This is a genomic window from Streptomyces sp. NPDC047072 (assembly GCF_040643855.1).
Taxonomy (GTDB): Bacteria; Actinomycetota; Actinomycetes; order Streptomycetales; family Streptomycetaceae; genus Streptomyces.
Genome location: NZ_JBEYVC010000094.1, coordinates 15,964 through 40,343, shown reverse-complemented (window position 1 = coordinate 40,343; position 24,380 = coordinate 15,964). Strand labels below are relative to the sequence as shown.

Sequence of the window (24,380 nt, the reverse complement as noted above, 5' to 3'; positions counted from 1 at the left end):
GGCGGCGCGCAACACGACGACGGTGGGCGAGCTGCCGTACCGCATCGAGAAGGCGCTGCACTTCTCCAACGGCGGCGGGGTCTATGTGGGCACCGGCCACCACGGCACCCATGCCGCACGGAGGAATACGATCATGCAGTACCGCACTCTGGGCCGCACCGGAGTCCAGGTCAGCTCTCTCGCACTCGGCGCGATGAACTTCGGCGCCATCGGGCGCACCACCCAGGACGAGGCCACCGCCCTCGTCGACGCCGCCCTGGAGGGCGGGGTCAACCTCATCGACACCGCCGACATGTACGGCGCCGGCGAGTCGGAGGAGATGGTCGGCAAGGCCATCGCCGGCCGCCGTGACGACATCGTGCTGGCGACGAAGGCGGCCATGCCGATGGGCGAGGACCGCAACCACCAGGGCGGCTCGCGCCGTTGGCTCTTCACCGCAGACGAAGGCGGCCATGCCGATGGGCGAGGACCGCAACCACCAGGGCGGCTCGCGCCGTTGGCTCTTCACCGCACTGGACAACAGCCTGCACAGGCTCGGTGTCGACCATGTCGACCTCTACCAGATCCACCGGTGGGACCCGCGCACCGGCGACGAGGAGACCCTGTCCGCGCTGACCGACCTCCAACGCGCGGGAAAAATCCGCTACTTCGGCTCCTCGACCTTCCCCGCCCACCGCATCGTGCAGGCTCAATGGACCGCCCGCGAGCACCACTTGGGCCGTTACGTCACCGAACAGCCCAGCTACTCCCTGCTCCAGCGCGGGATCGAGGCCGATGTCCTGCCCATGACCGAGGAGTTCGGGCTCGGGGTGCTGGTGTGGAGCCCGCTGGCCTCGGGCTGGCTGACGGGCGCGGTGCGGAAGGGCCGGGACGTCACCACCCACCGCTCGGCATTCATGCCGGACCGCTTCGACATGACGCTCCCCCACAACCGGGCCCGGCTCGACGCCGTCGAGAAGCTGGCCGGGGTCGCGGAGGAGGCCGGTCTGACGCTGATCCAGCTCGCGCTCGGTTTCGTGACCGCGCATCCCGCCGTGACCAGCGCGCTCATCGGCCCCCGCACCCCGGAGCATCTGCGCTCGCAGCTGGCCGCCGCCGACACCGTGCTCTCCGCGGACGTCCTGGACGCGGTCGACGCGATCGTCGCCCCCGGGACCGACCTCGCCGCCCACGAGAAGTACGCCACTCCGCCCGCGCTGCTCGACGCGTCGCTGCGTCGCCGCTGAATCGATCGAGAGAGACCCATGACGCACCCACCCCGTTTCGGGATCATGACCGCTCCCATGCAGGTCGGCTACGAGGACGTCCTGCGTGTCTGGCGGGAAGCGGACGCGGTACCGGAGATCGAGCACGCCTGGCTCTTCGACCACCTCATGCCGATCGGCGGCGACCCGGACGGCCCGGTCCTGGAGGGCTGGACACTCCTCTCGGCTCTCGCCGCCCAGACCCGACGGCTACGGCTCGGTGTCCTCGTGACGAGCAACCGCTTCCGGCCGCCCGCGATGCTCGCCAAGATCGCCACGACCGTGGATGTCGTCTCCGGCGGGCGTCTCGACTTCGGGATCGGTGTGGGCTCCCGGCCCCACCCTCCCGCGGCCCGGCGCGAGTATCCGGCGCACGGTCTGCCCTTCCTCGACGTCCCCGACGCGGTGGCGGGCCTCGCCGAGGCGTGCACGGTGATCCGGCGGCTGTGGACCGAGGACAAGCCGTTCGACTTCCACGGCGAGCATGTCCGGCTCACCGGCGCGTTCGCCAACCCCAAGCCCGTGCAGCGCCCGCACCCGCCCATCATGATCGGCGGCCGCTCCTCCGCGACGCTCCGCGTGGTCGCCGAGCACGCCGACCTCTGGAACATCCCGGGCGGCGACCTCGCGGACGTCGTCCGCCGCAGCGCCCTCCTGGACCGGTACTGCGAGGAGATCGGCCGCGACCCGGCCGCCATCACCCGCTCGATCCACCTGCCCGGCTCCTACGACCGTCCCGACCTCACCCGGGCCGCGATCGAGGAGGCGGTGGCCGCCGGCTTCGGCCACATCGTGCTCGGACTGCCGGCGCCCTACCCGCCCGGTGTGGCGCGGTGGGTGGCCGACGAGTTCACCGGGGCGGCCTGATCGCCCAGCTCATGGCGGCGGGGTCGGCGGAGTGCACGGCACCCCGGCCTTCGTGGGGCACGTCGGCAGCGGAGCCGGGTGGGAGCGCTCGTACTGCTGGCCCCACACGCTGAGCGTGCAGATCAACGCGACGGCCGCCAGGACCAGTTGGACCGCTCCCGCGAAGGGATGCGCCGAGCGCAGGAAGACTCCCGCGACCACGAGCACGGACAGCGTGAACCCGCCGTACCCGATGATCGGCACCCAGTCCATCGAGGGTGTCCCGGTCTGCTCGTCCGTATGACCCCAGCCGCGGAGCACCGACGTCAGTGCCAGCAGAAGAGCGGCCGGGATCTCGATCAGCAGGGCCATCAGGGTGAGACAGCCACCCGTGAAACCGTCACCTCGCGAAGTCGGCTCGACGCCCATGGCCACACGCTCGTACGTCACGGCGTGCGCCGGGTCAGTGTTCACCAGGCCGAGATCAAGTCGTGGCCGAGCCGAGCGCCGAGTCGAGCGCTCACCCGGGCGCGACGGTTACCGTGGCCGCACCCCACGGGAGGAGACCCGGCATGGCGCTCCGGCGCATGGACAACGTCCTCATCGTCGTCGAGGACCTCGATGCCGTCATCGCGTTCTTCGTCGCACTCGGCATGGAACTCGAAGGCAGCGGGCCACTCGAATGGCGCGGTGCGGAGCGGGTCATCGGGCTCGACGACGTCCGGCAGGACGTCGCGATGTTGCGGGTCCCGGACGGCCACGGGCGCGTGGAGCTGGCGAAGTTCCACCGGCCGACGGCCATCGCGCCCGAGCCTCGGGACGCTCCGGCGAACACGCTCGGTCTGCGGCGCGCCATGTTCGCGGTCGACGACATCGAGGACGTCGTCGCCCGCCTGCGGTCCCACGGCGGCGAACTCGTCGGCGAGATCGTCCAGTACGAGAACATCTACAGGCTCTGCTACGTCCGCGGACCCGAGGGAATCGTCGTCGGACTCGCCGAGGAGCTCGGCTGATCGCCCCGCGCCCCAGTCACCTGAGCGGGAACAGGCAGAACTCGTTGCCCTCCGGATCGGCGAGCAAGGTGTGGTCGTCGAAGCGCGCGAGGACCGACGCCCCGATCCGGGTCAGCCGCACGATCTCGGCTTCCGCCTCAACAGCACGGAGGTCGAGATGCACTCGGTTCTTCCCCCGCTTGCCTTCCGGCACGAGCTGGAACCAGAGCCGTGGCCCCGCCCCGGCCGGCTCGACGAGCACGGTCGGGTCGTCCTCGGGATCGTCGATGCCCAGCGCTCGTAATCGGGCGAGTTCGGCATCGTCGTAGGGAGCGACCGCATACCCGTCGAGGGCCGACGCCCAGAAGCGGGCCAGCGCGGCGGGGCGGGCCGCGTCGAAGACGATGTCGTGGAGGAGCGCCATCCGTTCATCGTGCTGCAGACGGACAGGTCAACACACTCCCGGAATCCGATGATTGAGGCACGCACCCCAATTCGTTCGACTGGTCGGACGTTGTTCGATACCTCTTGACGCTGCACCGTCACGCGTTTGACACTCTCGCAACACGACGTCACACAGCCGAAACGGCAGGGTGCCCGCGGCCGAGGCCCCGCCATGCCTCAGCAGGGAATCCCCACATGACCTTCTTCGCATGTCCGCGCACCCGCGCGAGACGCCGGGCGGGCCGGTTCGTCGGCCTGACCGTGGCGTCGCTGTTCCTGGGCCTCGCCTCGCCCGTGGCCCCCGCGCAGGCGGCGGACACCGCGGACCTCACCGAGGGCCTCGCCCTCTGGTACAAGCTGGACGGCGCCTCCGGCACCACCGTCACCGACGCCTCCGGCAACGGCCGCGACGGCACGGTCAACGGCACCGCCGACTGGTCCGGCACCGGTCAGGGGCTCTCCTTCAACGGCTCCGACACCTACATCAAGGTGCCGGACGACGTCATGAAGGGCATGGACTCGATCAGCGTCTCGGCGGACGTGCTACTCGACTCCGCCCAGACCACGCCGTACTTCATCTACGGCTTCGGCAACTCCAGCGGCAGCAACGGCGACGGCTACCTCTTCACGACCGGCAACTCCCTGCGCACCTCGATCGCCACCGGCAACTGGTCGACGGAGCAGACCACCAAGCCCGCCGACTCGCACAACCTGACCCGCGGGGTGTGGAAGCAGCTCACCTACACCCAGACCGGGACCACCGGCATCCTCTACGAGGACGGCGTCGAGGTCGGCCGCAACACCTCGGTCACCATCACGCCCGGTGCCATCGGCTCCGGCACGACCACCGCCAACTACATCGGCAAGTCGGTCTACTCCGGCGACAAGCTGTTCAAGGGCCGGATCCGCGACTTCCGGGTCTACGACCGCGCGCTGAACGCCACCGAGGTCGACGAGCTGACCCAGCCGATCGCCGCGGCGGGCGTCGCCGCCGACAAGGCCGCGCTGAGCCTCGGCGACACCAGCGCGGTCACGGCCGACCTCGACCTGCCGAAGTCCGGTACGGCCGGCGGGTCGACGATCACCTGGGCCAGCGACAACACGGCCGTGGTGTCCGACTCCGGCAAGGTGACCCGCCCCGCCGCCGGTGAACCGGACGGCCACGCCACGCTCACGGCGACCCTGACGAAGGGCTCGGCGAGCGACACCAAGAGCTTTGACGTCACCGTCCTGCCCGACTTCGACGATCAGACGGCCACCGACCGGGCCACCGAGGACCTGACCGTCCACAACATCGATGACGTCCGCGGCAACCTCACACTGCCGACGACGGGTGACTACGGCACGTCGGTCTCCTGGTCCTCCGCCGAAAAGGGTGTCATCGGGGACGACGGCGTGGTCCACCGTCCCGCCCACGGCGATGGAACCACGAGCGTCGAACTGACCGCCACCGTCACCAAGGGCGCCGTGAAAGCCACCCGCACCTTCACCGCGAAGATCCCCGAACTCCCGCAGAAGGAAGCCCTCAAGGGCTACATGTTCAGCTACTTCACCGGCGAGGGCACCTCGGACGGCGAGCAGCTGTACGCGGCGCTCAGCAAGGGCGACGACCCGCTGAAGTGGCGGGAGTTGAACGACGGCAAGCCGGTCCTGACGTCCACGCTCGGCGAGAAGGGCCTGCGCGACCCGTTCATCATCCGCTCCCCCGAGGGCGACAAGTTCTACCAGATCGCCACCGACCTGCGAATCTACGGCAACGGCGACTGGGACGCCTCCCAGCGCACCGGCAGCAAGTCCATCATGGTCTGGGAGTCCACCGACCTGGTGCACTGGACGAACCAGCGGCTGGTGAAGGTCTCCCCCGACAGCGCGGGCAACACCTGGGCCCCGGAGGCGTATTACGACTCCGACCTCGGCGAGTACGTGGTGTTCTGGGCGTCGAAGCTGTACGACAACGAGGCGCACTCGGGCGACACGTACAACCGCATGATGTACGCGACCACCCGCGACTTCTACACCTTCAGCGAGCCCAAGGTCTGGATCGACCGCGGCTACTCGGTCATCGACTCGACGATGATCCAGCACGACGGCACCTACTACCGGCTCTCCAAGGACGAGCGGAACAACTCCTCCTCCACGCCCAACAGCAAGTTCATCTTCGAGGAGAAGAGCGACTCGATCCTGAACCTGAACTGGACGGCGGTCGCGGAGGGCATCGGCAAGGGCGCGATGAGCGCGGCCGAGGGCCCGCTGGTGTTCAAGTCGAACACCGAGGAGAAGTGGTACGCGTTCCTCGACGAGTTCGGCGGCCGCGGCTACATCCCCTTCGAGACGACCGACCTCGACTCCGGCACCTGGACGCCGGTCGCCGACTACGACCTGCTGGCCAGACCGCGCCACGGCACCGTCCTGCCGGTCACCCAGGCCGAGTACGACCGTCTGCTCCGCGCCTACCAGCCGGACCAGCTCGTCGAGAGCGTCGAGGGCATCCAGGTGAAGACGCGGATCGGCGAGGCGCCGATCCTGCCCGCCACCTTGATCGCCACCTACGCCGACGGCGTGAAGCGTCCCGTCGCGGTCAGCTGGGAGGACGTCCCGGCGTCGAAGTACGCGCAGGCGGGCACCTTCACGGTGACCGGCAGCCTGCCCGACGGCGCCGCGATCCCGGTCCAGGCCGAGGTCACCGTCTCCGCGGAGGGCCCGGACGTCCCGGCCGACCTGCTGCTGCACTACGGCTTCGACGAGACGTCCGGCAACATCGCGGTCGACTCCAGCGGCCACGGCTACCACGGCACCTATGTCGGTACGCCCGCCTTCGGCACCGGCGTGCAGGACGGCTCCTTCAAGATGTCGGGCGACGCGACGGGTTCGCCGTACGTCAAGATCCCGAACGGAGTGCTGAAGAACGCCGACAGCGTGACCGTGTCGACGTACGCCAAGTGGAAGGGCGGCAGCAGCTTCCAGTGGCTGTTCGGGCTCGGTCCGGACAGCGACAAGTACCTGTTCGCCACGCCCTCCAACGGCGGCAACAGCCTCTACTCGGCGATCACCAAGGCGAGTTGGTCGGCGGAGTCGAAGCTGACCGGCGGCTCGCAGCTCACGCCCGGTGAATGGCAGCACGTCACGGTCACCCTCGACGGCACGACCGGCACGATGATCCTGTACGTCGACGGTGTCGAGGCGGCCCGCACGACGACCACCATCAAGCCGTCCGAGCTGTACGACGCGAACAAGGACTACAGCGGCTACATCGGCAAGTCGCTCTACTCGGCGGACCCGTCCTTCGGCGGCGAGGTCGACGACTTCCGGATCTACGACCGGGCGCTCACGGCCTCCGAGGTCATGGAGCTGAGCGGCAACACAGCGGGCATCGCCAAGGCCACCGCGGACGGTCTGAAGGTCGACGCCATCGTCGACAACGCGGACGGCAAGATCACGCTGCCGATGAAGGAAGGCACCGATCTCACCGCGCTGGCACCGGAGTTCACGCTCGCGCACGGCGCGGCGATCAGCCCCGCCTCCGGCAGCGTGCAGGACTTCAGCAAGCCGGTGACGTACGAAGTGACCGGGTCCGACGGCAAGAAGCGGACCTGGACGGTCTCGGCGGTCGTCATGAAGAGCCCGGTGCTGCCGGGTCTCAACGCCGACCCGAACATCGTGCGCTTCGGCGACACCTTCTACATCTACCCGACCACCGACGGCTTCGAGGGCTGGAGCGGTACGCAGTTCAAGGCGTATTCGTCCACCGACCTGGTCCACTGGACCGACCACGGTGTCATCCTCGACCTCGGTCCGGACGTCTCCTGGGCGGACAGCAGGGCCTGGGCGCCGACGATCGCCGAGAAGGACGGCAAGTACTACTTCTACTTCTGTGCCGACGCCAACATCGGGGTGGCGGTCTCGGACTCGCCGACCGGCCCGTTCAAGGACGCGCTCGGTCAACCCCTGCTCAAGGCAGGCCAGTTCAGCGGCCAGATGATCGACCCGGCGGTCTTCACCGACGACGACGGGCAGTCGTACCTCTACTGGGGCAACGGCCACGCGTACGTGGCTCCGCTCAACGACGACATGGTCTCCGTCGACCTGGCGAAGATGAAGGACATCACGCCCAGCGGCTACAACGAGGGCACCTTCGTCATCAAGCGCAACAGCACCTACTACTTCATGTGGTCGGAGAACGACACCCGGGACGAGAACTACCGGGTCGCGTACGCCACCGGCCCCTCCCCCACCGGTCCGTGGACCAAGCGGGGCGTGATCCTCTCGAAGGATCTCTCTCAGGGCATCAAGGGACCCGGCCACCACTCGGTCGTGCACGTGCCGAACACCGACGACTGGTACATCGCCTATCACCGGTTCGCCATCCCCGGCGGTGACGGCATGCACCGCGAAACGACCGTCGACAAGCTGGAGTTCGACGCGGACGGCCTGATCAAGCCGGTCGTCCCGACGCTCACCAGCATCGATCCGGTCACCGTCGTGCACGCCGGTCCGGATTCGGAGGGCACGGAGGGCGACGCGATTCGCCTCAACGGCACGCTCTCCGGGGCGGGTAGCGCGAAGTGGACCGTCGAGGCGGGCGCACCCTGCGCCTTCTCCGACGCCAACTCCGCGCAGACCAGCATCACTTGCACCGACGACGGCACCTTCACGGTCACGCTGATCGGCGGCCGCAGCCACGACACGGCCACCGTCCGCGTCGCCAACGCGGCACCGGTCATCACCTCCGCGAAGGGCCCGCAGCCGGTGTCGGTCGGGAAGCGCGCAGTGGTCACAGCCACGTTCACCGACGCGGGTGCGAGCGACACCCACACCTGCACGATCGACTGGAAGGACGGCGGCACCCCGCAGTCCGGCACCGTCACCGCGTCCGGCTGCAAGGCCGAGCACGTCTACACCAAGGCGGGCATCCGCCGTCCGGTGGTCACGGTCACCGACGACGACGGCGCCTCGGACAGCAGGACGATGCCCGAGCTGATCGTGTACGACCGCTCGGCGGGCCCCGCGCTCGGCACCGGCGTCTTCACCTCCCCGGCCGGGGCCTACCCCGCCCGGCCGGGCCTGGCGGGCAAGGCGGCGTTCTCCTTCGGCGCGGTCTACGTCCCGGGGGTCGCCGGGCCCGTCGGAAAGGCGACCTTCGACTTCGGTGCGGCCAATCTCAAGTTCCGTTCGACGGGCTCGGATTGGCTCGTGGTGAGCGGTTCGCAGGCCGTGTACCAGGGGTCCGGCACAGTGAACGGCAAGGCCGGGTACGCCTTCCGGGTCACGGCCACCGACGGTCCGGACTCCTTCCGGATCCGGATCTGGAAGGAGTCCGGCGGGGACGTCGTCTACGACAACGCCACGAGCCCGAAGCTCGTCGGTGTCCTCAGCGTGGGCGTAAGGCGGTAGCTCTCAGCGCCTGAGACCGGAGCCGAGCGCGGCCGCCACCACGCGGTCGCGCTCGCTCTGGTTGAACAGGCCCTGCGCCAGCCATACGTCCGCGAGGGCGCGCACCGCCTCCACGAAGCGGGCCGAGTTCGCGAAGGGTGCCTGTGCCCAGAGCACGTCGAGGAAGGTGAGGCCGTCCGGGCGGGCCCGGTTGGGGACGCCCGAGTCGGCCGTACCGAAGACGGCGACGGGCTCGGCGCGGCGGAAGTAGGCGTGGTAGCGGGTGTCGTCGCCGATGTGGAAGGGGGCGAGGGTCAGGCCCTGGGTCGTGAAGTACAGGGGGCGGCCTTCGGGGCGGATCGCGTCGGCGAGGTCGCCCCGGAGCGTGAAGTCCTTGTAGAAGGAGAGGCTGCGCAACTCCCTCGCCGGACTCTGCGCGACCAGCAGCACCGGCCCGAAGAACACGGACTGGACGGTCGGATCGTCCAGGGCCCGTTCGACGCGCAGCCGGTAGGGGGCGGTGATCCGGACCTGGTCTCCGGCGCTCCAGTCCCGGTTCAGCGTGAGGTAGGTGCCGGGCACGGCGTCCACCTGCTGCGGTGTGCCGTTGACGCTGACCGTGAACCCGGCCGTCGCCCAGGACGGCACCCGCAGCCGCAGGTCCAGCCGCCCGCTTCCCGAGCGGAAGGTCAGGGTGCGCACGCCTTCCGCCGGATAGGCGCTCATCTGCTCGATGACGAAGCCCCGCTCCTGCCAGCGCAGGGTGGAGGCGAGGTAGAGGGTGACGTAGAGAGTGCTGCCGTCGGCCGAGCGGAAGTAGATGGAGTCCTGGTACTTGGTGTGGTTCTCCATGCCGGTGCCGCCGCAGCAGGTCCCGGTGTTGTCGTACTCACGGACCGTCCCCGGCCCCATACCCACGAAGTAGGTGACCAGCGGACTCGACGTGCTGGAGCTGTCCCGCCGCGAGGCGAGGATGTGGTTGGTCAGGCCCCGCTCGTAGTAGTCCAGGTACGCCGGGTCCGGCTCGCGGAAGAACAACTGGCGGCTGAGCTTGAGCATGTTGTACGTGGCGCAGGTCTCGGCGTTGTCGTCGCCCAGGGTGGCCGAGATGGCGTTCCGGGCGCGGAACATCTCGCCCTGGCCGGTGCCGCCGAGACTGTACGTCCGGGGCCCGGCGACCATGCCCCAGAAGTTGCGGGCGGCTTGTGCGTACGTCTCCTGACTCGTGTGGTCGTACACCCTCAGGTATCCGGTGAATTGGGGAATGTGCTGGTTGGCGTGGCGCCCGTCGAGGATGTCCCGGTTCTCCGAACAGGCCGCCAACAGCGCGGAGTTGTCGAAGCAGCGGGCGGCGGCGAGGTGTTCGGTGCGGCCGGTGAGGGCGTACAGGTCGGCCATCACCTCGTTCATCCCGCCGTACTCACCGGCGATGTAGATCGACCACATCCGCTCCAACTGCTCCTTGGGCAACCGGCCCAGCCGGCTGTACACCCAGTCGCCCATCTTCGCGGCGATCGTCAGCGCCTGCTGGTTCCCGGCCAGGGCGTGGGCGTCCAGGAGCCCCCGCATGATCTTGTGGCAGGTGTAGTAGGGCGCCCAGATGGTGGGGTACGTCGTGTAGCTCTCCAGCAGGATGAACTGGGTCTCCGGGTACGCCGCCAGGTATCCGGGGTGGCTCGGTCTCGGTGAGCCGTGCTCGGCGAAGGCCGTCTGGCACTCGGCGAGCGCGGCGACCAGGTAGTCGAGCTTCGTCTTGAGCGCGGCCTCGCGGGTGTCGGCGTACGCCTGGGCGACGAGGGTGAGGAAGTGGCCCGCGTAGTGGCCGCGCAGGTTGCCGTCGGCGGTCTCCCAGCCGCCCGGCGGCCGGGCGCCCCGGGTGTCGAGTCCGGCGTTGGCCCGGAAGACGGCGAGGATGCGGTCGGCGGAGTAGGCCCTGGCGTAGGCGAGCATCAGGTCGCGCTTGCGGCGGAACACGCCGTCGCCGAGGGTGACTTGGTCCAGAGGGAAGGGGTTCACCGCCCAGCCGTCGATTCTTGCAACGGGTCTGGTCGCGGCCTCGGCGGGTAACGCGGTCAGCGCGAGTGGGGTGGCCGCCGCGGCGCTCAACAGCGTGCGACGGGTGGGGGGTTGGGACACGCTCGGGCTCCGATCGTGGAGGTGGGGACGTTCCTGTGCGGTCCTATTCGGTGGTGGGAATCCATACCCGCATCGTCGAGGGCCCACGGTTCGCCCAGGTGCGGTACGGGACGAGGGCGATATCCCTTGGCTCCGCTCCGAGTTGACGGGCGGCCCCGTACGGCCACCCCGTTTCCTGTTCTACGGCGGTGAGGGCGCCCGGCACCACGACGGTCCCGTCCGGCCCGTCCTCGGGCTCGGCACCGGGATCCACCCGGACCGCGTCCACGTCCCGCCCGCCGGGCAGGTCGACGGACTCGGCGCAGTACACCAGCGGCCCCCGCTCCACGGCCACGGTGCCGCGCACCGCGTCGATGCGCGGGTCGGGCCGGGTCCAGCGGGGTGCGAGAGGCAGGTCCAGGTGGATCTCGTCGCCGGGCCGGAAGGCGCGGGTGAGTTGGGCGGTGCCCGGGGCGACGGCACACCGTTCCCCGTCCGGATCGACCAGCCACGCGGGGGCGCCCTCGGTCCACGCGGGGACACGGAGGGAGAGCGTCCAGGGGTGCTCCGGTGACCGGTCGATCCGGACGGTCACGCGTCCGTCCGACGGATAGTCGGTACGGACCCGCAGTGCGACCCCGCCGGTGGTGATCAACGCGTCGGCGTACTGGTGCAGTTGGATGCCGTGGTCGTCCTTCGTGGCGAGGTGGGCGGGGAGTTGGGCGAGGGTGCGGGCCACGTTGGTCGGGCAGCAGGAGACCGCGAACCAGGGGGCGCGCAGGCTCGATTCGGCGCGCGGGATCTGGACGTCGGGTGCGGGGACGGTGCCGCGGCGGCGCCGGTGGAGCGTGTTGGCGTAGAAGAAGGACCTGCCGTCCTCGGCGGGTGAGGTGGCGACAACGTTGTAGAGGGTCCGTTCGGCGAGGTCGGCGAAGCGCGGTTCGCCGGTGGCGAGCAGGAGCCGCCAGCTGAGCAGGACGGAGGCCACGCCCGCGCAGGTCTCCGAGTAGGCCCGGTCGGGCGGCAGGACGAAGTCGTCGCCGAAGGATTCGTCGCGGTGGTGGGAGCCCATCCCGCCGGTGAGGTAGGTCCGACGGGCGACCGCCGTCTCCCACTGGCGTACGACGGCGGCGAGCAGAGGGTCGTCGTCGGTCTCCATGGCCACGTCGACCGCGCCGGCGGCCAGGTACAGGGCGCGGACCGCGTGGCCGCGCAGGACGGTGGCCTCGCGGACGGGCACGTCGTCCTGGTAGTAGACGCGGCCGAACTCGCCGTCTTCGAGGGTGCCTTGGCCTCGGCGGTCGACGAAGAGGGCGGCCTGGTCGAGGTAGCGCTGTTCGCCGGTCGCACGGGCGAGTTCGACCAGGGCCGTCTCGATCACCGGGTGGCCGCACACGCCCTCGATGCCGCCCGGCTTGAAGGTGGCGCACACGTGGTCGGCGGCCCGGCGGGCGATCTCGGCGAGTTCGCCGCCGCCACGGGTACGGAGCTGGGCCACGCCCGCCTGGATCAAGTGGCCGTAGCAGTACAGCTCGTGGCCCCATGCGAGGTCGCTGTAGCGGGGCTGCTGGCCGGGGCGGCCGTAGGCGGTGTTGAGGTAGCCGTCGGGTTCCTGGGCGGGGGCGATCGTCGCGGAGAGGGCGTCCAGGGCCGGGCTGCCGTCCCAGGCCATGGCTTCCATGAGCTTGTAGACGTCCGAGTCGGCGAACTCCCGCCCCCTGTGGTCCTGTTGGATGCGGCCCTCGACGGCGGCGCGGAAGTTGCCGATCCAGCCGACGCGTTCCATCCACTGATGGCAGTGGTCGAGGGTGGCGGTCGTGTTGACGTGCCGGCGCCGGGCCCAGAACCCGCCCGTGATCCGCACCTCGTCGAGGCCGAGCGGCCGCAGTCGGCCCCGGCTCGGCGCCGCGGGTACGACAGGGCGCCCCTGCGTGTTCTCCTTCACCGCATCATCCCTTCAGCGCACCCGACATGAAGCCCCTTACGTAGTGCCGTTGCAGGAGGAGGAAGACGAGCAGACAGGGCACGGCGAGAACCACGACACCGGCCTCGGTCGCCCCGTAGTCGACGGCGCCCATGCTCTGCTGCCGCAGGTTGGCCACGGCCAGTGGCAGGGGCGCCTTCTCGCTGTCGGAGATGAGGATCAGCGGGGCGATGAAGTCGTTCCAGGCCGCGAGGAACGCGAACAGCCCCACCGTGATCAGCCCCGGCCGGACCGCGGGCAGCAGAACTCGGCGCAGCGCGCCCGCCGTTCCGCAGCCGTCCACGAGCGCCGACTCCTCCAGTTCACGCGGCACCGCCTCGAAGGAGATCCGCATCATGAAGGTGGCGAACGGCAGTTGGAACATCGCGAGGACCAGGCTCAGCCCGATCAGGGAGTTCTGCAGGTGCAGTCTGCCGAGCAGCACGTAGAGCGGGATGAGGAGGGTGGCGTACGGGACCATGAGGATGGCGAGGGTGAGCAGGAACAGCAGGTTCTTGCCGGGGAACGCGAAGCGGGCGAAGGCGTAGCCGCCGAGCAGGGAGACACCGACGGTCAGGGCGACGGTGAGCGCCGAGACCAGGGTGCTGTTGAGGAGGTACCGCCACAGGCCGGCGTCGTAGTCGAGCAGGGTGCGGTAGTTGCCGAGGCCGTATCCGGACTCCTGAGCGGTGCCGGGCTGGCCGCTGACGGAGGCCCAGGCGTTCCACACCAGCGGGAAGAGGAAGATGACGGCCAGTCCGCCGGCGAGGACGTAGTGGGGTGTGCGGCCCAAAGGGTGTTGCACGGTGGGTCTCTCCTCAGGATTCGTCGGCGTGGCGCAGTCCGCGGAACTGGAGGACGTTGAGCAGCAGCAGCGCGGCCAGCACGAGGAGCGAAAGGGCCGCCGCGGTACCGAGGTTGAGCCGCTGGAACGCCTCCCGGTAGATCAACTGCACGATGGTGACGGTGCTGTTGTCGGGGCCGCCCTTGGTGAGCACGAAGAACTGGTCGAAGGCGAGCAGCGATCCGGTCACGCACAGCAGGAGGGACAGGGCGAGGGACGGCCGCAGCAGGGGCAGCGTGATGGAGCGGAAGATCTGCGTGCGGCTCGCGCCGTCCATCCGCGCCGACTCGTACAGCTCGTGCGGGATGCGCTGGAGCCCCACCAGCAGGATCAGCATGTAGAAGCCGGCGAACTTCCAGACGACGAGGAAGACCGTCGACAGCAGTGCCGAGGTGGGCGTGCCGAGGAAGGAGACCGGTTCGCCGGCCAGGCCGAGGTGCTCGGCGGTGCGGCTCAGCGGTCCGGTGGTCGGGCTGTAGAGGCCCCAGAACAGCAGGGACGCGGAGGCGAGTCCGAGCGCGCCGGGCAGGAAGTAGACCGTACGGAAGAAGCCGGTACCGGGCCGAGACTCCTGGACCAGCAGGGCGAGCAGAAGTGCCAGTCCCAGCAGGATCACCGTGACGATCACCGTGTAGAGGAGCGTGAAGCGGACGGCGGGCCAGAACAGGGTGCTGTCGGTGACGTCGGTGTAGTTCTCGGTGCCGTTGCCGCCCAGGTCACCCGCGAGCAACGGCCAGTCCCTGAAGGACATCTGCCCGACGAGCAGCAGGGGCCACACGAAGAACACGGCGACGAACACGGCCGTCGGGGCCGCGTATCCGAGTCCCTGGACCTTGCGCGAGCGCCACAGGGGCACGCGGCTACGGGCCTTCCGCACCGGGTCCTCCTGCCGGGCCCGGTGCTCGGCCGCCGTTCGGGCGGGCGCCTTCACCTGCATGGCTCTCCTGTCAGTCGGCGAGCGAGGCGGTGACCGCTTCGTTGTCCTTGTCGACCTTCGTCCCGTCGCCGAAGGCGGCGTCGCGCATCAGGGTCAGCCAGGGCCCGTTGGGGTCGTTGAAGGTCCGGCCGAACTTCAGGGCGTACGGCGTACGACCGTCCGCGACGAGCTGGTTGATGGTGACCAGGCGCGGGTCGGCCTGCGAGTACTTGTTGGAGGCGAGGTCGGTGCGGGCGACCACGTCCTTGTGCGCGGCGACCACGTCGACCTGTGCCTTGTCGCCGAGGGACCAGGAGAGGAAGTTCCAGGCCTGGTCGGCCTTCTTGCTGGTGGCGGAGATGCCGATGGCGTCACCGCCGACGAAGGTGGACCTGCCGCCGTCGGGGCCGGGAATCGCCGCCACCCCGAGGTCGAGGTCCTTGGGCATCAGGCCGAGGGTCGTGGACGGCATGGGCATCACGCCGACTTTGCCCTTGGGGAAGACGCCGGTCCAGGTCACGCCGGTCTCGTCGCGGGCGCCCGGGGCGACGATGTCGTCGTCGACCCAGCCGCGATAGGTGTCGTAGACCTTCTTCGCGGTGGTGGAGGCGAGATTGGCCTCCGTGCCCTGCTCGTTGAGGACTTCCTCGCCCGACGCCCAGATCGAGGGCCACCATGTGAAGACACCGCAGCCGCCGCAGTTCCCACCGAAGAACGTGCCGTTGACGCCGCCGCCCAGCTTGTCGACGGCCCGTGCCTGCTCGTCCCACTCCGCCAGGGTGGTCGGCGGCTTCTCGGGGTCCAACTTGGCCTGCTTGTAGAGGGACTTGTTGTAGAAGAGCACCGACAGGTCGAGGGTGTGCGGGACGACGTACTTCTTGCCCTCGAAGGTGCCCGCCTTGATGTGCGACTGGGCCAGCTTGTCCGCGAAGGGCAGGGCGTCGATGCGCTCGGTGATGTCGGCGAAGAGATGGCTCGACGTGTAGTTCGGCACGAACACCACGTCGGAGGCGAAGAGATCGGGCAGGTCGCGGGAGCCGGCGGCCGCGCCGACCTTGGCCTGGTAGTCGTCGGTGGGGATGACCGTCAGCTCGATCTTGTTCTTGTGCGCCGCGTTGTAGGCCTTGACCAGGGCCTCGCTCTGCGGGCGGGTGGCGGCGCGGGTCCACATGGTCAGGGTGGTGCCGTCGTCGACACCGTTGGCGTCGGCGGAGGCGCCGCCCCCTCCGCCCGCTCCGCTGCCGTCCGAGTCTCCGTCTCCCGAGCCGCAGGCCGTCACCAGGCTCACCGCGGCGAGGACGGAGACGGCACCGGTGACGAACCGACGCAGGTGTCGACGTGGTCCGGTCGCACTCCCCATGACGTTCCCCCTCCGCGACGAACTTCCAGGACGTGCTGTGGGGCAGAAATGAGCCGAAAAGGCTTTCAGAAAGCTAGGACGGCACTGATGGCTCGTCAATCCCCTGGACCAGTACGGTTCGAGCACGCCTCCGAAAACTGTGAGAACGACCTGGACACACCCGTACCGAAAGTTCTCGCGTACGGTTTACCCACGCGCCGCGCGACAGGAGAACTCCATGGCACAGGCCACCGGCCCCTCTCGTTCGCAACCCGCCACGCTCAGCGACGTGGCCCGGCTCGCGGGCGTCTCCCTCGCCACCGCGTCCAAGGCGCTCAACGGCCGCAGCCAGGTGCGGGCCGAGACCCGGCAGCGGGTGGTCGAGGCGGCCGAGCGGCTGTCGTTCCGGCCGAACCAACTGGCCCGCGGGCTGCTCGCGGGACGGACCGGCACGGTCGGCCTGCTCACCAGCGACCTGGAGGGCCGGTTCAGCATCCCGATCCTCATGGGCGCGGAGGACGCCTTCGGGGCGGGCGAGGTCGCGGTGTTCCTGTGCGACGCGCGCGGGGACACTATCCGTGAACAACACCATGTGCGCGCGCTGTTGGGGCGCCGGGTGGACGGACTGATCGTGGTGGGCAGCCGAACGGATCCGCGGCCGTCGCTGGGCCGTGAGCTGGCGGTTCCGGTGGTCTACGCGTACGCCCCGTCGGACGACCCCGAGGATCTGTCCATCGTGCCGGACAACGTGGACGCCGGCCGGCTGGCGGTGGAGCACCTGGTCAGCTGCGGCCGCTCCCGGATCGCGCACATCACCGGAGACCCCGGGTATCTGGCGGCGCACGACCGGGTGACGGGGGCGCGGGCGGCGCTGTCCGCCGCGGGACTCTCGCTGGTCGGCGAGCCGCGCTTCGGCGAGTGGTCGGAGGGGTGGGGGCGGGCGGCGACCGCGATGCTGCTGGACCGGCATCCCGACGTGGACGCCGTGCTGTGCGGCAGCGACCAGATCGCGCGCGGGGTCATCGAGGTGCTGCGCGAGCGGGGGCACCGCGTACCGGAGGACGTGGCGGTCATGGGCTTCGACAACTGGCAGGTCGTCACCTCGGCCTCCCGGCCGCCGATGACCAGCGTCGACATGAACCTCGAACAGGTGGGGCGGGCGGCCGCGCAGGCGCTGTTCGGCGCGATCGCCGGGGCACCGCGCTCGGGCGTGGAGGCGCTGCCCTGCCGGGTGGTGATCCGGGGGTCGACGGCACCGCTATCCTGAACCGAGCGGTCCGCGAACTCCCGCCTCAACGACCTCCCTTGACACTCCATCAGCTCGCTCCTACGTTGCGAAAACCTTTTAGGTCCTTTTCTGCAACGGGGAGGAGCCTCCGATGCGAAGACGAACGGCCCCCGCACTCCAGCGCCTTGTAGTGGCCCTGGCTCTCGTCGTCTGTTCGGTCCTCGTGGCGACTCCGGCCCGGGCCGCGCAGACCATAGGGTTCCCCACCTTCACCGGCCCGGCGATCCCCGCCCCGCCCGTCGCCTACACGACCGGCGACATGATGCGCTCCGTCTACGACGCGGAGAGCGCGGGCACCGACTTCTGGATGGACCGCCTGCTGGCCCGCACCGGCGACGACCCGTCCGGCCCCTGGCTGATGAGCCGGGGACGCGCGCTGTTCATGAAGACGCACAACCCGGCGACCCTCGGCTTCGCCGGTCAGGTGGCGTACTGGGAGAGCATCAGCAACAACAACGCCTACACGGTCGCGATCACCCCGGGCAGCTTCACCGAGCAGGTCGCCCAGCGCCGCCAGACGCCCAGCCACTGGAAGAGCGTGCACACCAGCGGGTCGGTCTCCGTCGAGCAGACCAAGTTCATCACCGACAACAACGTCGCGGTGACCAACCTGGCCATCAAGAACAACGGCAGTGCGTCAACCACCCTGCAGCTGCGGGCCACTTCGCCGTACGCCACCTCGGGCACCGGCAGCGAGCTGACCGGCCAGGTCAACGCGTACAACAACCTCACGACCATCCGCCCGCGCCTCACCGCCGACGGCTTCACCGTGTCGAGCGGCGGCCTCAACCGGTCCGTGACGATCGCGGCCGGAGCGACCGTGACCACCAAGGTCGTGATGGGCTTCGTCACCGACGAGATCCCCGAGTCGCTGAGCGAGTACAACGCCTACGCCGGTTACTCCCCCGCGACCGCGTTCGCCACCCATGTGCGCGCCTACAACCTGTGGTGGGCGAAGAACGTGCCGTACATCGACGTGCCCGAGCCGGCCATCAAGAAGAGCATCTACTACCGCTGGTGGCTGATGCGCTTCAACAACCTGGACGCCGACATCCCCGGGCAGACCTACCAGTTCCCGACCTCCGTCGAGGGCGCTCTCGGCTACAACAACGCCATCGCACTCACCCAGCCGATGCACATCGACGACCTGAAGTACCTGCGCGATCCGTCCTACGCGTACGGGGACTGGCTCGGCGTCGGCCAGGTCTCCAAGGGCGGCCGCTTCCTGGACAACCCGGGCGACCCCGAGAACTGGTCGAACAGCTACACGCAGTACATCGCCGAGGCGGCCTGGAAGAGCTACCAGATCCACGGCGGCCAGCCCGGCATCGCCGCCAACCTGGCCCACTACGCGGAGGGTGACGTCAAGGGACAGCTCGCCTACTACGACCACGACAACAACAAGCTCATCGAGTACGACTGGGGCGCCCTGACCGGCAACGACGCCGACGCGGTCTCCTTCCACTGGAAGTCCGGAAACATGGACCGCGCCGAGTCCGCCTACCAGTACAGCGGCGCGCTGGCGGCCGCGCAGGCGTACGAGGCGATCGGCAACACCGCGAAGGCGACGGAGATGCGCACGCTCGCCACGCAGATCAAGGACGCCATCGTCAACGTGCTGTGGAACCCCAACCGGCAGCTGTTCGAGCACCGGTTGAAGTCGACCAACGAGTGGGTGCCCTGGAAGGAGATCAACAACTACTACCCGTTCTCGGTCGGAGCCGTCCCCAACACGGCCGAGTACAGGCAGGCGTTGAGGCTGTACGACGACCCGGCGCAGTACCCGGTCTTCCCCTTCTACACGGCCAATCAGGTCGACAAGCAGGCGGCGGCCGACGCGGGCAACCCGGGGTCGAACAACTTCTCCACCATCAACTCCACGGTCCAGTTCCGGCTCTACTCCTCGGTGCTGCGTAACTACCCCAACTCCTGGATGAGCGCGACCGACTACAAGAAGCTCCTCTACTGGAACGCGTGGGCGCAGTACGTCGGCGGCAACACCCAGTGGCCGGACGCCAACGAGTTCTGGGCGGACTGGAACGGCAGCTCGATCACCTACCGGTCCTGGATCCACCACAACATCCTCGGCAGCAGCAACTGGACGGTCGTCGAGGATGTGGCGGGCTTGAGGCCACGCAACGACGCCAAGGTCGAGGTCTCCCCCATCGACATCGGCTGGAGCCACTTCGCCGTCAACAACCTCCGCTACCGGGGCGCCGACCTGTCGATCGTCTGGGACGACCCGGCCGACGGTGTGGTCCGCTACCCGGGTATCCCGGAGGGCTACTCGATCTTCGTCAACGGCAGCCGGGTGGCCACCGTGAACTCGCTGGTGGCCTTCACCTGGGACCCGGCTACGGGTGACGTCACCACGAGCGGCACGGTGACCCACCATGTCGCCGTAGCCGGTCTCAAGGCTCCGAACCAGGTCGTGCAGGACAGCCCCCGCATTGTCGACATGCTCGCCAAGGCGGGCGTGGACCTGACCGCCGACCTGACCAACCTCGCGGCCGGGGCCACGGTGTCCGCCTCCACCACGGGGTCCGGCAGCAGCGCGGCGGGAGCGGTCGACGGCTATCCCACCAACGAGCCGTTCTGGGGCGCCGGCGGATCGGCCGCCCAGGACTGGTACGAGCTGAACTTCGGGACCAGCCGGACGCTCAACGAGGTCCGCCTGCACTTCAAGGACAGCAGACCGGCGAGTACGACCTACCGGGCGCCGTCCGCGTACGACATCCAGTACTACAACGGCAGTTCGTGGGTGAGCGTGCCCGGCCAGACCAAGAGTCCGGGGAGCCCGCGCGCCAACTACAACCTCGTGCAGTTCCCGGCGATCAGTGCCCAGCGCGTGCGGGTCCTGGCCACGAACGCCTCCGGCGCCAGAACGGGCCTGACCGAGGTCAAGGTGTTCCACCGCGGCGGGGTCCAGCCACCGTCCAACCAGGCGCCCTCGGCGACCGCGACCGCCTCGTACACCTCGCCCTCGGAGAGCGTCACCGCGGTCAACGACGGGATCGACCCGCCCTCGTCGAACGACACGGTCAATCCGCGCTGGGGCACCTGGCCGGAGACCGGCCAGCAGTGGGCCGAGCTGACCTGGCCGGCGGCGAAGACGCTCAACAAGGCCGACGTGTACTTCTTCGACGACGACCAGGGCATCGACATGCCCGCGTCCTGGAAGCTCCAGTACTGGAACGGCGGCGCCTACGCCGACGTGCCCGGCGCGAGCGGCTACGGCCTGGCCAGGAACCAGTACAACAGCGTCACCTTCACCGCCACGACCACCACGCGCCTGCGGGTGCTGCTCACGAGCAACGGCCCGAACTCCGTCGGCCTCCTCGAAGCGAAGGTGTACGGCCCGTGACCCGATCCAGATCTCTCTGCGCGCTCGTCGCCCTGTTCACGCTCGCGGTCGCGTTCCTCGTGGCGCCGACCCCCGCTGCCGCCGCCGTCGCCTTCACGTCGACGGGGGTGAACCAGACTGGCGGCAACTGCCTGGATCTGCCCGGGAGTTCGACGACCAACGGAACGCAGCTGCGTGCCTTCACCTGTAGCTCGGGCGCCAACCAGAACCTGGCCTTCGCGCCGGTCTCGGGGACGACGGACGTCTACACGATCACCACTCAGTCCGGTCAGTGTGTGGACGTCTACGGGGCATCGGCAGCGGACAACGCGGCGATCATCCAGTGGCCCTGTCACGGTGCGTCCAACCAGCAGTGGCGGCTCGCCGCCGTGGCGGTCTCGGGGACGGACAAGACGTTCAACCTGGTGTCCGTCGGCTCCGGCAAGTGTGTGGCGCCCAGCGGTGGTTCGTCGGCGTCGAACACCAACCTGGTGCAGCTGCCGTGCTCGTCGACCGGCGGCCGGGTGTGGCGCCTGCCCGGTTTCACCGGCGGCACCACCACGGGCACGTACACCAACCCGCTGTCCCAGCACGGCCCCGACCCCTGGCTGACGTACTACGACGGCTTCTACTACCTCGCCACGACGACCTGGAACTCCACGGTCACCATGCGCAAGGCGAGCACCCTCGCCGGTCTCGCCACCGCAGCCGACCAGGTGATCTTCAACCTCACCCGGCCCAACGGGGCAGGCACGCTGTGGGCCCCGGAGTTCCATCTGCTCGACGGCCCGAACGGCAGGCGCTGGTACTTCTACTACACGGCCGGTCAGGAGCCGTACAACCTGGGCACCCAGCGCATCCACGTCCTGGAGAGCGCGGGCCTGGACCCGATGGGCCCCTACAGCTTCAAGGCCGACCTGCTCGACCCGACGCAGGACAACACCTGGGAGCTGGACCCCAGCATTCTCCAACTGAGCGGCCAGCTCTATCTGTTGGGAACCTTCTACAACGGCTCCCAGCCCATGTTCATCCGGCCGCTGTCCAACCCGTGGACCGCGAGTGGCACCCGCCGGATCCTGTCGACTCCGACCTACAGCTGGGAGACGGTGGGCGGCGCGGTGAACGAAGGGGCCGAGGTGCTCCAACGGAACGGCAAGACGTTCATCGTGTACTCCGCCAGCCACTGCTCGACGCCCGACTACAAGCTGGGCATGCTCACCTACAACGGCGGGGATCCGCTCAGTTCCTCCTCCTGGGTCAAGTCGCCGAACCCGGTGTTCCAGCGGTCCAACGCCAACGGCGTGCACGGCCCCGGCCACAACGGCTTCTTCAAGTCGCCGGACGGGACCGAGGACTGGATCGTCTACCACGCCAACAGCTCGGCGAGCGGCGGCTGCGACATGAACCGCACCACCAGAGCGCAGAAGTTCACGTGGAACGCCGACGGCACTCCGAACTTCGGCACCCCGGTGGCGCTGGGGGTTCCGTTGACGTCACCGTCAGGCGAGTAGCAAGCGGTCCATGAAGGGGACGAGCGTGCGGGTCAGCGTGTTCTGCCCGGCCGCGGCGAACAGCGGGTCGAGGTGGTTCATGCCGTCGTCCGTCTCGTAAGTCGCGTACGGGATCCGGGAGTTCGCGACGACCTCCCGGGCGGCCGACTCGATCGTCCCCTTCGCGTAGCTCGTCTGAAAGACGAAGAGGGGGACGTCGAGGCCGGCGGAGTGGAACAGCCTCAGCCCCAGGGAGCGGGTCAGGTCGGTGTCCGCGTAGGCGTCGGCGACGTCGAGGTCTATGGAGAGCCGGGCCGGCCAGTACCACTCCCACACGGCCGGCGCGGGACCGCCCGCGTACGCCGTCGCCACCCGGCTGATCGGGGTGATGCCGGTGTCGACCCAGCCCCGGAGGTCCCCGCTGTCGGCGAGGTGTCCGGAGTGGACGCTGATGTCGTTCGGCCAGCCGTACCCGGCGTCCACCAGGGTGCCCAGCGCTCCGGCGTTGGTGACGGGAACCGGAGGTCGCAGGGCGTCCGGCATCCTCGGCTGGAGGACGGAGCGGCCGTCGGGGTCACGATGGGCGTACCACCCGGCGAGCTGGTACCAGATCTGGGTGCTCTCCGCCCGGTCGCCGAGCCCTACGGCGCTCAGCGTCATGTCGAAGACGGCGCCCGCGTCGACGGCGGCGAGCCGCTCCCGTACCTGCTCCGGCGAGTCCTGCACCGGAGCGCCGGTCCCGTCCAAGGCCCCGCGGACACCGCCGTCTACCACCAGGAGACCGGCGAGGTCCCGGAATCCGGGGCTGCCGTCGAAGTCCCAGGCCGCGTACGCCATCGCCGTCGTCGCGCCCCAGGAGTGGCCGCCGAGCACGACCCGGCGCCGTCCGCCGCAGGCCGCGGCCCGGACGACCGCGCGCAGGTCAGACAAGGTGCGGGCCAGGCCCCAGCGGCCCGCGAAGGCCGCGTCGGCGGGGTCGAGCGAGCGGTAGTGGCCGTCCAGGTAGTAGGCGACCGGGTCGGCGGTCGCGAATCCGGTGCGGTCGGCCAGGTTCTCCTCGCGCCGGTCGAAGGCCCAGACCTGCACGCCCGGCAGCCGGGCGACGAGGTCCCGGGCGAGCAGCCGGAAGTCGTTCGCGGCCCCGAACATGCCGGGGACCAGCAGAAGGACCGTGCGGGCGGAGTCGGGGCCGACCTTGAGGACGTGCACCCGGTCCGATCCCGCCGGTCCGCCGCCGGGGCCGACGGGCACGGAGACATAGGGTTCCGCGGGGGCGGCGAACGCCGGTGTCGCGGCGAGGGTCAGTCCGCCCGCCATGCCACCGAGCACTGCTCGGCGCGACAGTCTCCTGGTCATCGCGCACACCCGCCCACACGCTTGCCGCTCAGGGCGATGTCGTCCATGTGGAGGTCGTACGACGAAGGCGTGGGGTCGGCCTGGTAGAGCTGCCAGCCAAGCTTGAGCTTGTCGAAGCGCGGGAAGACGAAGTCGTCGGCCGTGCCGCCGTGTTGCCTGGTCGAGACCGTCAACTCCGGCTTCTCGACGCCGTCCAGATAGACCGTCACCCGGTTGTCGGTGGCGTCGAGGTGGAACTCGACGCACTGCCAGGTGCCGGCGGTCGCGGGGGCGGAGGTCTTCCAGGAGGTCCAGTCGCCGGTGGGGCCGAGATCGGAGCCGACGCCCCAGAAGTTGCCCTGGTCCGTGGGGGCGTACTGGCCTCCCAACGGCCGTACGAGGGTGGGGGTGTCGGAGCCGGAGGCCTCGGCGATGGTCCAGTGCGCCCAGTCGGGGGCCGTGGGGAAGCGGTCCACGCGCAGGCGCAGGCGGGCCCAGAAGCTGTTCCCCTCGGGTGCGAGGTCGGACAGGACGAGGAAGGCACGGCCGTTGCCTTCGGTGTGGACGTGGAGTTCCCGGCCGTGGCCGGTGGCGCTCGGCTCGACCGTCAGCGAGCCGTTCGAGGTGTCGGAGGTCCAGCCGCGGCCCTCGGTGACGGGCCCGAGCGGGAGGCGGTCGAAGCTCTCCCGGAAGAGTGTCGGGTGCGGGGTGGCAGAGGCGGTGGGGGTGGTCGCGAGCAGTGCGGCCGAGGCGGCGAGCAGCGCGGAGGCGATCTTCCTCTTGCGAGTCATGGGCACAGTGTGCAGCACGGGTCACAGCGACCCCACAGCGCGGTCGTCCTCCCAACTGAC

15 protein-coding genes and 1 pseudogene are annotated in these 24,380 nt (G+C 69.5%); 7 read left to right on the top strand and 9 right to left on the bottom strand.

Features of this window, described 5'->3' with window-relative positions; all coding sequences use genetic code 11:
• The first annotated feature begins 133 nt into the window (after positions 1 to 133).
• Positions 134 to 1,226, top strand: a pseudogene (locus ABZ896_RS32010) (aldo/keto reductase).
• Between the two features lie 18 nt (positions 1,227 to 1,244).
• Positions 1,245 to 2,111 (top strand): LLM class flavin-dependent oxidoreductase, encoded by an 867-nt coding sequence (locus ABZ896_RS32005; RefSeq protein WP_360936713.1) that lies wholly within the window; start codon positions 1,245 to 1,247, stop codon positions 2,109 to 2,111.
• 9 nt (positions 2,112 to 2,120) lie between these two features.
• Here the strand turns inward: ABZ896_RS32005 and ABZ896_RS32000 are convergent, their stop codons facing one another.
• Positions 2,121 to 2,564 (bottom strand): DUF6234 family protein, encoded by a 444-nt coding sequence (locus tag ABZ896_RS32000; RefSeq protein WP_360936711.1) that lies wholly within the window; start codon positions 2,562 to 2,564, stop codon positions 2,121 to 2,123.
• Between the two features lie 98 nt (positions 2,565 to 2,662).
• Between ABZ896_RS32000 and ABZ896_RS31995 the strand changes: the two genes are divergently transcribed.
• A complete protein-coding gene (locus tag ABZ896_RS31995; RefSeq protein ID WP_360936709.1) occupies positions 2,663 to 3,103 on the top strand; it encodes a VOC family protein in 441 nt (146 codons plus the stop codon).
• A gap of 16 nt (positions 3,104 to 3,119) precedes the next feature.
• On the opposite strand, the gene ABZ896_RS31990 is transcribed toward ABZ896_RS31995, so the two are convergent.
• Entirely contained in the window at positions 3,120 to 3,506 is a 387-nt protein-coding gene (locus ABZ896_RS31990; RefSeq protein WP_360936707.1) for a VOC family protein, read from the bottom strand.
• Between the two features lie 215 nt (positions 3,507 to 3,721).
• On the opposite strand from ABZ896_RS31990, the gene ABZ896_RS31985 reads away from it, so the two are divergent.
• Positions 3,722 to 8,917 (top strand): family 43 glycosylhydrolase, encoded by a 5,196-nt coding sequence (locus tag ABZ896_RS31985; RefSeq protein ID WP_360936705.1) that lies wholly within the window; start codon positions 3,722 to 3,724, stop codon positions 8,915 to 8,917.
• Positions 8,918 to 8,920: 3 nt separating this feature from the next.
• Here the strand turns inward: ABZ896_RS31985 and ABZ896_RS31980 are convergent, their stop codons facing one another.
• Genes ABZ896_RS31980 through ABZ896_RS31960 form a run of 5 tightly spaced genes read right to left on the bottom strand, consistent with a single transcriptional unit; the run spans position 8,921 to position 16,094 of the window.
• Positions 8,921 to 11,032, bottom strand: coding sequence for a beta-L-arabinofuranosidase domain-containing protein (locus tag ABZ896_RS31980; protein WP_360936703.1), 2,112 nt, complete (start codon positions 11,030 to 11,032; stop codon positions 8,921 to 8,923).
• A 43-nt stretch (positions 11,033 to 11,075) separates the two neighbouring features.
• Entirely contained in the window at positions 11,076 to 12,956 is a 1,881-nt protein-coding gene (locus tag ABZ896_RS31975; RefSeq protein WP_360936701.1) for a beta-L-arabinofuranosidase domain-containing protein, read from the bottom strand.
• A 4-nt stretch (positions 12,957 to 12,960) separates the two neighbouring features.
• Complete coding sequence (locus ABZ896_RS31970; RefSeq protein WP_360936699.1) at positions 12,961 to 13,779, bottom strand: carbohydrate ABC transporter permease; 819 nt, start codon at positions 13,777 to 13,779, stop codon at positions 12,961 to 12,963.
• A gap of 13 nt (positions 13,780 to 13,792) precedes the next feature.
• Positions 13,793 to 14,755, bottom strand: coding sequence for a sugar ABC transporter permease (locus ABZ896_RS31965; RefSeq protein ID WP_360936697.1), 963 nt, complete (start codon positions 14,753 to 14,755; stop codon positions 13,793 to 13,795).
• Positions 14,756 to 14,765: 10 nt separating this feature from the next.
• Positions 14,766 to 16,094 carry a sugar ABC transporter substrate-binding protein gene (locus ABZ896_RS31960; RefSeq protein WP_360936695.1) on the bottom strand — a complete coding sequence of 443 codons (1,329 nt, stop codon included), beginning with the start codon at positions 16,092 to 16,094 and terminating at the stop codon, positions 14,766 to 14,768.
• A 217-nt stretch (positions 16,095 to 16,311) separates the two neighbouring features.
• Between ABZ896_RS31960 and ABZ896_RS31955 the strand changes: the two genes are divergently transcribed.
• From ABZ896_RS31955 to ABZ896_RS31945, 3 genes are all read left to right on the top strand, one after another.
• A complete protein-coding gene (locus tag ABZ896_RS31955; RefSeq protein WP_360936693.1) occupies positions 16,312 to 17,340 on the top strand; it encodes a LacI family DNA-binding transcriptional regulator in 1,029 nt (342 codons plus the stop codon).
• A 112-nt stretch (positions 17,341 to 17,452) separates the two neighbouring features.
• Positions 17,453 to 20,725, top strand: a complete 3,273-nt coding sequence (locus ABZ896_RS31950; protein ID WP_360936691.1) for a discoidin domain-containing protein — start codon at positions 17,453 to 17,455, stop codon at positions 20,723 to 20,725.
• Positions 20,722 to 22,215 carry a family 43 glycosylhydrolase gene (locus ABZ896_RS31945; RefSeq protein ID WP_360936689.1) on the top strand — a complete coding sequence of 498 codons (1,494 nt, stop codon included), beginning with the start codon at positions 20,722 to 20,724 and terminating at the stop codon, positions 22,213 to 22,215. Before ABZ896_RS31950 ends, ABZ896_RS31945 begins: the two co-directional genes overlap by 4 nt.
• Here ABZ896_RS31945 and ABZ896_RS31940 read toward each other — a convergent pair.
• The gene (locus ABZ896_RS31940; RefSeq protein ID WP_360936687.1) at positions 22,204 to 23,550 is read right to left on the bottom strand and encodes an alpha/beta fold hydrolase; all 1,347 of its coding nucleotides are present in this window, start codon (positions 23,548 to 23,550) and stop codon (positions 22,204 to 22,206) included. The genes ABZ896_RS31945 and ABZ896_RS31940 overlap by 12 nt on opposite strands.
• A complete protein-coding gene (locus ABZ896_RS31935; protein ID WP_360936685.1) occupies positions 23,547 to 24,320 on the bottom strand; it encodes a hypothetical protein in 774 nt (257 codons plus the stop codon). Before ABZ896_RS31935 ends, ABZ896_RS31940 begins: the two co-directional genes overlap by 4 nt.
• Positions 24,321 to 24,380: the final 60 nt, after the last annotated feature.

What these genes read in the sequence shown, in the direction of transcription:
- ABZ896_RS32005 (WP_360936713.1), top strand. Translation starts at nt 1,245, where the DNA reads ATGACGCACCCACCCCGTTTCGGGATCATGACCGCTCCCATGCAGGTC.
- ABZ896_RS31995 (WP_360936709.1), top strand. Translation starts at nt 2,663, where the DNA reads ATGGCGCTCCGGCGCATGGACAACGTCCTCATCGTCGTCGAGGACCTC.
- ABZ896_RS31990 (WP_360936707.1), bottom strand. Translation starts at nt 3,506, where the DNA reads ATGGCGCTCCTCCACGACATCGTCTTCGACGCGGCCCGCCCCGCCGCG.
- ABZ896_RS31985 (WP_360936705.1), top strand. Translation starts at nt 3,722, where the DNA reads ATGACCTTCTTCGCATGTCCGCGCACCCGCGCGAGACGCCGGGCGGGC.
- ABZ896_RS31965 (WP_360936697.1), bottom strand. Translation starts at nt 14,755, where the DNA reads ATGCAGGTGAAGGCGCCCGCCCGAACGGCGGCCGAGCACCGGGCCCGG.
- ABZ896_RS31960 (WP_360936695.1), bottom strand. Translation starts at nt 16,094, where the DNA reads ATGGGGAGTGCGACCGGACCACGTCGACACCTGCGTCGGTTCGTCACC.
- ABZ896_RS31955 (WP_360936693.1), top strand. Translation starts at nt 16,312, where the DNA reads ATGGCACAGGCCACCGGCCCCTCTCGTTCGCAACCCGCCACGCTCAGC.
- ABZ896_RS31950 (WP_360936691.1), top strand. Translation starts at nt 17,453, where the DNA reads ATGCGAAGACGAACGGCCCCCGCACTCCAGCGCCTTGTAGTGGCCCTG.
- ABZ896_RS31940 (WP_360936687.1), bottom strand. Translation starts at nt 23,550, where the DNA reads ATGACCAGGAGACTGTCGCGCCGAGCAGTGCTCGGTGGCATGGCGGGC.
- ABZ896_RS31935 (WP_360936685.1), bottom strand. Translation starts at nt 24,320, where the DNA reads ATGACTCGCAAGAGGAAGATCGCCTCCGCGCTGCTCGCCGCCTCGGCC.